Source organism: Actinophytocola sp. (genome assembly GCF_050699915.1).
Classification (GTDB): domain Bacteria; phylum Actinomycetota; class Actinomycetes; order Mycobacteriales; family Pseudonocardiaceae; genus Actinophytocola.
On the sequence record NZ_JBOHGA010000334.1, the window covers coordinates 1 to 4,956 of the forward strand.

General features: G+C 70.3%; 6 protein-coding genes. 4 read left to right on the forward strand and 2 right to left on the reverse strand.

The window, feature by feature from the left end:
• Nucleotides 1–27: 27 nt before the first annotated feature.
• Entirely contained in the window at nt 28–1,314 is a 1,287-nt protein-coding gene (gene eno, locus ACRDSK_RS31785) for a phosphopyruvate hydratase (RefSeq protein WP_431445096.1), read from the reverse strand.
• A gap of 132 nt (nt 1,315–1,446) precedes the next feature.
• On the opposite strand from eno, the gene ACRDSK_RS31790 reads away from it, so the two are divergent.
• On the forward strand, nt 1,447–1,833 hold the full coding sequence (locus ACRDSK_RS31790; RefSeq protein ID WP_431445097.1) for a tetratricopeptide repeat protein: 387 nt from the start codon (nt 1,447–1,449) through the stop codon (nt 1,831–1,833).
• A 4-nt stretch (nt 1,834–1,837) separates the two neighbouring features.
• Here ACRDSK_RS31790 and ACRDSK_RS31795 read toward each other — a convergent pair whose 3' ends face one another.
• A complete protein-coding gene (locus ACRDSK_RS31795) occupies nt 1,838–2,185 on the reverse strand; it encodes a hypothetical protein (protein WP_431445098.1) in 348 nt (115 codons plus the stop codon).
• Nucleotides 2,186–2,232: 47 nt separating this feature from the next.
• On the opposite strand from ACRDSK_RS31795, the gene ACRDSK_RS31800 reads away from it, so the two are divergent.
• The 3 genes from ACRDSK_RS31800 to efeO all read left to right on the forward strand — a co-directional run bounded on the left by ACRDSK_RS31800 (nt 2,233) and on the right by efeO (nt 4,886).
• The gene (locus tag ACRDSK_RS31800) at nt 2,233–2,799 is read left to right on the forward strand and encodes a hypothetical protein (RefSeq protein ID WP_431445099.1); all 567 of its coding nucleotides are present in this window, start codon (nt 2,233–2,235) and stop codon (nt 2,797–2,799) included.
• Between the two features lie 126 nt (nt 2,800–2,925).
• The gene (efeU, locus tag ACRDSK_RS31805; RefSeq protein ID WP_431445100.1) at nt 2,926–3,771 is read left to right on the forward strand and encodes an iron uptake transporter permease EfeU; all 846 of its coding nucleotides are present in this window, start codon (nt 2,926–2,928) and stop codon (nt 3,769–3,771) included.
• Nucleotides 3,768–4,886, forward strand: a complete 1,119-nt coding sequence (gene efeO, locus ACRDSK_RS31810) for an iron uptake system protein EfeO (protein ID WP_431445101.1) — start codon at nt 3,768–3,770, stop codon at nt 4,884–4,886. The genes efeU and efeO overlap by 4 nt, the downstream gene beginning before the upstream one ends.
• Nucleotides 4,887–4,956: the final 70 nt, after the last annotated feature.

Here is a 4,956-nt window from a genome sequence, read left to right on the forward strand (position 1 = left end):
GCCCCGGCGGGCGCGGTCGGCGGCCACCTAGGACTCCGGGTTGAACCGAGGGAACGCCAGGTCGCCGGCGTAGCGGGCGGCGTCGCCGAGGATCTCCTCGATGCGCAGCAGCTGGTTGTACTTGGCGGTGCGCTCGCCGCGGGCCGGCGCGCCGGACTTGATCTGGCCGACGCCGGTGGCGACCGCGAGGTCGGCGATCGTCGTGTCCTCGGTCTCGCCGGAGCGGTGGCTCATCATGCTGCGGTAGCCGTAGGAGGTGGCGAGCGCGACCGCGTCGAGCGTCTCGGACAGCGTGCCGATCTGGTTGACCTTGACCAGCAGCGCGTTGCCGGCGCGGCGAGCGATGCCCTCCTCGAGCCGGTCCGGGTTGGTGACGAACAGGTCGTCGCCGACCAGCTGGACCTTCTCGCCGATCTCGTCGGTGAGCCGCACCCAGCCGTCCCAGTCGTCCTCGGCCAGCGGGTCCTCGATGGACACCATCGGGTAGGCGTCGGTCAGGTCCGCGTAGTAGCCCAGCATCTGCTCGGCGCTGCGCTTGCTGCCCTCGAACGCATAGGCGCCGTCGGCGTAGAACTCGGTCGCGGCGACGTCGAGCGCGAACGCGATCTGCGAGCCGAGCGCGAAGCCGGCCTTCTCCACCGCGGTCGCGATCAGGTCGAGCGCCTCGCGGTTGTTCGACAGACTCGGCGCGAAGCCGCCCTCGTCGCCGAGGCCGGTGGCGAGGCCGCGGCTCTTCAGCACCGACTTGAGCGAGTGGTAGACCTCCACGCCCCAGCGCAGCGCCTCGCGGTAGGACTCCGCGCCGATCGGCGCGATCATGAACTCCTGGATGTCGACGTCGGTGTCGGCGTGCGCGCCGCCGTTGAGGATGTTGAGCATCGGCACCGGCAGCACGTGCGCGTTGGGGCCGCCGACGTAGCGGAACAGCTCCAGCCCGCTGGTATCCGCGGCCGCCTTCGCGACCGCGAGCGAGACGCCGAGGATCGCGTTCGCGCCCAGCCGCGACTTGTCCGGCGTGCCGTCGAGGTCGACGAGCTTCTGGTCCACGATCCGCTGGTCGACCGCGTCCACCCCGGCGAGCTCCGGGCCTATCTCGTCGAGGACCGCGGTGACCGCGCGCTCGACGCCCTTGCCGTTGTAGCGGCCCGCGTCCTTGTCGCGCAGCTCGACCGCCTCGTGCTCGCCCGTCGACGCGCCGGAGGGCACGGCCGCGCGGGCGAGCGTGCCGTCGTCGAGCGCGACCTCCACCTCGACCGTGGGGTTACCACGCGAGTCCAGGATCTCGCGTGCGCCAACCTGTTCGATAACCGCCACGTGCTTGCTCCTCAACCGGCATCGGGGACGTCGGGCGAGTTCGAGACTAGCGGGGCGGTTCAGGCGCCCGACGGAGGCACGCGGCGAAGGTTTATGGAACAGCGGGTCTTTTGGGTAGCGTTGACAGCAACCATGACTGAGGACGGGCAGGGCACGTTCGAGGCGTTCCGCCGCGCGGAGACGTTGGTGGCGCAACGCCGGCCGCTCGACGCCCTCGCCGCCCTCGCGCCGGTCCTCGCGGCCGAGCCGGACTCGTCGAGTGTTCAGCTGCTGGCCGGTCGCGCGTACCTCGGCTCGGCCCAGCTGCGCCGGGCGGAGCAGGCGTTCCTGCGCGTGCTCGAGCTGGACCCGACCGACCACTACGCGCGCTTCGCGCTCGGCAAGGCGTTGCAGCGGCAGAGCCGGCTCACCGAGGCCCAGACCCAGCTGCGCCTCGCGGTCGCCATGCAGCCGTTGCCGGAGTACCAGGAGGCGCTCGGCGAGATCAGCGCCCGCATCGCGGTCGAGAACGACCGCTGAGGTCTCAGAACTTGGCGGCTTCCTTGGCGTAGGCGTCGGCGCCGCTGAACACCTTCTGGCCGTAGGTGACCGACCGGTTGTAGGTCATGACCGCTCGCCACCAGCCCGCCGCCTTCGACAGGTTGCCGCCGCTCGCGCAGAGGTAGCGGCCGGCGGTCAGGGCGGCGTCGTCGATGTTCTGCGGGTCCGGCGCCTTGCCGTCGCGGCTCGCGCGCACACCCCACCGCTGCCACGTCTCCGGCAGGAACTGCATCGCGCCGACCGCGCGGTCCCAGGTCGGGTCTCCGTCGAGCTTGCCGCGGTCGGTGTCGCGGATCCGCCTGCACGCCCCCCGAACCGTCCAGTGGCACACCGACGATCGGCGGCGCGAGCCGGCCGTCGTCGCCGACGTCCGAGCCGTTGTACTCGCCGTGGTGCGACTCGACCCGGCCCACCCCGGCCAACGTCGCCCAGCTCAGCCCGCACGCAGGCACGCTCGTCCGCACGGCGAGCTCGGCCTCGGCGTACGCGACCAGGGTTCGCGACGGGATCTGTGTCTTCTCCGCGAGCGTGGTGGCCCAGTCCCGGACCGCGGCGGTGGTCGGCCGCGGCTGCGTGCGCGCGGAACCCGGTGCCACGGCCGCGTCCTGCGGCACGGCGCTGCCCGGCGCGACCGCCAGGTGCGGCACCTCGAAGTCCGGCGCCGCGAACGGCGGCTCCGGGCGCTCGCCGTCCGGGCGGTTCAGCCCGATGCCGACCGCGACGACGCCCGCGAGGAGCGCCGCCACCAGCAGGACCGGACCGGCCCACCGACGCCTGCGCCGGCCGCCGGGCGAGCTCGGCGAGGGCATGGGCTGCGTGGTCGAGGGGGGTCTCGGAGGTACGGCCACGCGATCCAGGCTACGGATCCGGGCGACCGGACGCGGGCGGGACGACGGAATCCACCCGTGCGGCCGATCCTGTTTGTCCCTTATTCACTGTCGGTGAACAGGACAAACGGCCCGAAACACGCAAGTTTGCGGCGAGTTGGTTGCAACCTGGATCATCGGCTGGACTTTGAGGTGAGCCTTACCTATCTTCTGCCAGGTTAGGCATACCGAAATCGGAGGCACCGTGCTGTTCAGCAGCGCGCTGATCGGCCTGCGGGAAGGCCTCGAGGCCGCCCTGGTGATCAGCATTCTCGTCGCGTTCCTGGTCAAGACCGACCGGCGGGACCACCTGAAGTGGGTCTGGATCGGAGTGGGCGCGGCGCTCGCGATCTGCCTCGTGATCGGCACAGTCGTGGCGTACACGATCGGCGAGCTGAAGTTCGAGACGCAGGAGATCGTCGGCGGCTCGCTGTCGATCGTCGCGGTCGCGTTCGTCACCTGGATGATCTTCTGGATGCGTGCGACTGCCCGGGTGATCGCGACCGAGCTGCGTGGCAAGCTCGCCGCCGCGGTGGAACTCGGTCCGGCGGCGGTCGTGGCGATGGCGCTGCTGGCTGTCGGCCGTGAGGGCCTGGAGACGATGGCGTTCTTCTACGCCAACGTCCGCACCGCCGAGAGCGGCACCACCGAGCCCCTGATCGGGTTCATCGTCGGCATCACCGTGGCCATCGTGCTCGGCTGGCTGATCTACCGCGGCGCGGTGCGGTTCAACCTGGCGAAGTTCTTCCAGATCACCGGCGTGCTGCTGGTGTTCGTCGCCGCCGGCATCCTCGGCTACGGGGTGCACGACCTGCAGGAGGCCCGGGTGCTGCCCGGCCTGAACACGCTGGCCTTCGACCTGTCCGGGCCGATGCCGGAGGACTCCTGGTACGGCGCGCTGTTGAAGGGCCTGCTCAACTACTCGGCGCAGACCACCGTGCTGCAGGCGATCGCCTGGGTCGCCTACGTGGCCGTCGTGCTGCCGCTGTTCCTGATGCCGCGCAGGGTTTCCGCGGCAACCCCCGCCGTCGCCAAGGAGGCCACGCAGTGAAACGTCTCGCCATCGTCGTGGGTTGCGCGGTCCTGCTGACCGCCTGCGGCACCACGACTCCGGAAGAGGAGAAGGGCGGCGCCATCGCGGTCGCCGCCAACGACGACGCCTGCGACGTCGGGCGCGCGGAGGCGGACGCCGGCACGATCACGTTCGAGGTGACCAACAAGGGCTCCCGCGTCACCGAGTTCTACCTCTACGCCGAGGGCGACCGGATCATGGGCGAGGTCGAGAACATCACGCCCGGGCTGACCCGCCGGCTGATCGTCGAGGTGAGCGAGGGCGGCGAGTACGAGACCGCGTGCAAGCCCGGCATGAAGGGCAAGGGCATCCGGGACGCGTTCCGGGTCAACGGCCAGGCCGACAAGCAGGTCGACAGCGACACCAAGCTCGCCGAGGCCACCAAGAGCTACCAGCGGTACGTGAACTCGCAGTGCGACGCGCTGCTGACCAAGACCAAGGAGTTCGTCGACGCGGTCAAGGGCAAGAAGGTCGACGAGGCCAAGGCGCTGTTCCCGGTGACCCGGATCTACTGGGAGCGGATCGAGCCGGTCGCGGAGAGCTTCGGTGACATCGACCCGAAGATCGACGGCCGCGAGGACGTCATCGAGGAGGGCCTGGAGTTCACCGGCTTCCACCGGCTGGAGAAGGACCTGTGGGTCAGCGGCCTGCAGGCCGACTCGGCGTCGATGGCCGACCGGCTGATGAGCGACATCGAGGACCTGGTCAACCGGGCCAAGACCCTCGAACTGACCCCGCTGCAGCTGGCCAACGGAGCGAAGGAGCTGCTGGACGAGGTCGCCACCGGCAAGATCACCGGCGAGGAGGACCGTTACTCGCACACCGACCTGTGGGACTTCCGCTCCAATGTGGACGGTTCACAGGCGGCCATCGCAGCGCTGCGCCCGGTGATCGAGGAGCGCGACCCGGACCTGCTGTCCACTTTGGACGAGCGGTTCGCCGCGGTGGACGAGGTGCTGGAGAAGCAGCGGGTCGGGGACGGGTTCAAGCTGTACACGGAGCTGACTGAGGCGGACATCAAGGAGATGGCGGAGGTCGTCGACGCACTCGGTGAGCCGGTCAGCCAGGTCTCCGAGGTGGTGGCGGGCCAGTGACCGGGAGCGGGAGTGAGGGAGCGGTCGCCGTCTGGACTGAGGAGCGCGCGCAGGCGCGAGGAACGAGCGC